Source organism: Bradyrhizobium sp. 31Argb (assembly GCF_043638955.1).
GTDB lineage: Bacteria > Pseudomonadota > Alphaproteobacteria > Rhizobiales > Xanthobacteraceae > Bradyrhizobium.
This window is the reverse complement of sequence record NZ_JBEGDB010000541.1, coordinates 1-2,031: the sequence shown is the minus strand read 5'-3', so window position 1 is coordinate 2,031 and position 2,031 is coordinate 1. Positions and strand designations below refer to the sequence as shown.

General features: G+C 62.8%; 3 protein-coding genes. All 3 read left to right on the top strand.

Annotated elements, in window-relative coordinates; translation table 11 throughout:
• Positions 1 to 403 precede the first annotated feature (403 nt).
• The 3 genes from AAFX91_RS41175 (at position 404) to AAFX91_RS41165 (ending at position 1,754) form a co-directional block, all read left to right on the top strand.
• On the top strand, positions 404 to 790 hold the full coding sequence (locus AAFX91_RS41175; protein WP_394570291.1) for a RidA family protein: 387 nt from the start codon (positions 404 to 406) through the stop codon (positions 788 to 790).
• Positions 787 to 1,350, top strand: coding sequence for a mismatch-specific DNA-glycosylase (locus tag AAFX91_RS41170; protein ID WP_394570290.1), 564 nt, complete (start codon positions 787 to 789; stop codon positions 1,348 to 1,350). The genes AAFX91_RS41175 and AAFX91_RS41170 overlap by 4 nt, the downstream gene beginning before the upstream one ends.
• Before the next feature lie 149 nt (positions 1,351 to 1,499).
• Positions 1,500 to 1,754, top strand: a complete 255-nt coding sequence (locus tag AAFX91_RS41165) for a hypothetical protein (protein WP_394570289.1) — start codon at positions 1,500 to 1,502, stop codon at positions 1,752 to 1,754.
• The last annotated feature ends 277 nt before the right edge of the window (positions 1,755 to 2,031 follow it).

The following is a 2,031-nucleotide window of genomic DNA, read 5'->3' as shown; positions in this document are numbered from 1 at the left end:
AACGAATCGTTCCATCCAAAGCTTGAATCACAGCCAAGCACGAATGAGAATCCTGAATCCCAACAGACCCTAGAGCGTTTTCGAGCGAAGTGGACACCGGTTCGCGTGAAGAAAACGCGTCAAAACAAGAATCTAGAGCGTCGGCTCTGATTTCATCAGAACCGACGCTCTAGTTCTTCCCCACCATCGCAGAGCGGCAACACTCGTTGATCTGTGACTGTGTCGTCGGTCCAGACAGTCTTTGCAGGCTGCCCTGAGGAGCCGGCTGCCTGGATCGCGCGGCCGCTCGTCCCGCATATTGAGAGGCCGATCATCGGATATGCATTCGCGCGATCCGTTGGCTCATGCCGGCCACTGATCTATGCTGCATCTCATCTGTCCAACGACCACGCGAGGATGCCCCATGTCCATAAAACACTTCCCTCCCCCGCCCGGCGTCAAGGCGCCGCCGCTCTCGTTCGGCGCCCGCGTCGGCGATCTCCTCTTCATCTCCGGTATCCCCGGCTTCGACGCCAACGGCGGACTGCCTGACACCTTCGAAGCGCAGTTCGCCAACGTCGTCACCAACTTCAAGCGCGTGCTGGACGAAGCGGGCGCGACGGTGGGCGATCTCGCCAAGGTCAACGTGCTGCTGACGCGCGCCTCCGACGTCGCCACGATGAACAGGCTCTATGCCGAGGCATTCGGGCCGGCGCCCTATCCGGCGCGCACCACCTGCGTGGTGGTGGCGCTGCCCGATCCGAAGATGCTGATCGAGATCGAGGGCGTCGCACACCTTCGCGCTGCATGAGCGGTGCGCCCGCTCCGCGCGAACGGCTGCCCGACCAGCTTGCCGCCGATCTGCGCCTGGTCTTCGTCGGCACCGCCGCGAGCCAGCGGTCAGCCGACCTCGGCCATTATTACGCGCATCCCGGCAATCGCTTCTGGCGGACCCTGCATCAGGTCAGCATCACGCCGCGCCGCTTTGAGCCGCATGAATTTCCGGCGCTGCTCGAGCTCGGCATCGGCTTCACCGACATGTGCAAGACGGGCGCGGGGATGGACCACCGGGCGCTCGCCTTCCCTGTCGATGTGCCGGCGTTCTGCGAGAAGATGCTGATCTATCAGCCCAAGGCCATCGCGTTCACCAGCAAGAAGGCGGCATCCCTGTTCTACGAACGACCAACGACAGCGATCGCGCTAGGCCGGCAAGCTCCGCTGCCGGAATTCCCCGTCATCTTCGTGCTGGCGTCGCCATCGGGCGCAGCTGCGGGAAGCTGGTCGTTGCGGCCGTGGCAGGAACTGGCGGATTGGCTGTGGTCTGACGAACGAGCGGAGGATCAACATACCGCCGCGCGAAGCAGCCGGTGAAAATACGGTTGATGAAATCATTGCGGCCTCCCGATTTCGAGGGAGCACGCTCTTGCCGTACCAATAACGCCACAAACGATCACAAAAGATCGGCGGCGCCTCGGCCGATCGCGGAGGCAGCCAAATAACAATTCGACAGGAGATACGTCATGCGTCGCGCTACCGCCCTCTGCCTCGCCACCTGCTTCGCTGTTGCGGCCTACGCCGTCAGGCCCGCAGAGGCCGGCTATTACGTGATCCGCTGGGAAAACACCGGCATCTGCCAGATCTGGAATGAGGACCTGCAGCAAAAGCCGATGCAATGGCCCTCAACCTACCAGGTCGTCAGCAAGCCGGTCCCGACCTTCACCGCCGCGATGGCCGAGCAGCAGCAGATGCGGACGCAGCGCCGCTGCACATTGTGAGTTGTAGGGTCGCAATACTTGTAGGGTGGGCAAAGCGCAGCGTGCCCACCCTTGCGAGCGGAGTGCTCAATGGTGGGCACGGCGCGATAGACGCGCCTTTGCCCACCCTACAAGACTTTCTTCCCGCGGCTCTCGGTGGGTTACGCTTCGCCAACCCACCCTACGCAGCCGTCATTGCGAGCGAGCGAAGCAATCCACGTCTCCGCTTGCGGATCGGGATAGGGGGAAGCCTCGCGGCTTCGCCCCTCCCACACCACCGGACGTACGGGTCCGTATC

Coding starts and splice junctions, on each gene's coding strand:
- AAFX91_RS41175 (WP_394570291.1), top strand. CDS start 404: ATGTCCATAAAACACTTCCCTCCCCCGCCCGGCGTCAAGGCGCCGCCG.
- AAFX91_RS41170 (WP_394570290.1), top strand. CDS start 787: ATGAGCGGTGCGCCCGCTCCGCGCGAACGGCTGCCCGACCAGCTTGCC.
- AAFX91_RS41165 (WP_394570289.1), top strand. CDS start 1,500: ATGCGTCGCGCTACCGCCCTCTGCCTCGCCACCTGCTTCGCTGTTGCG.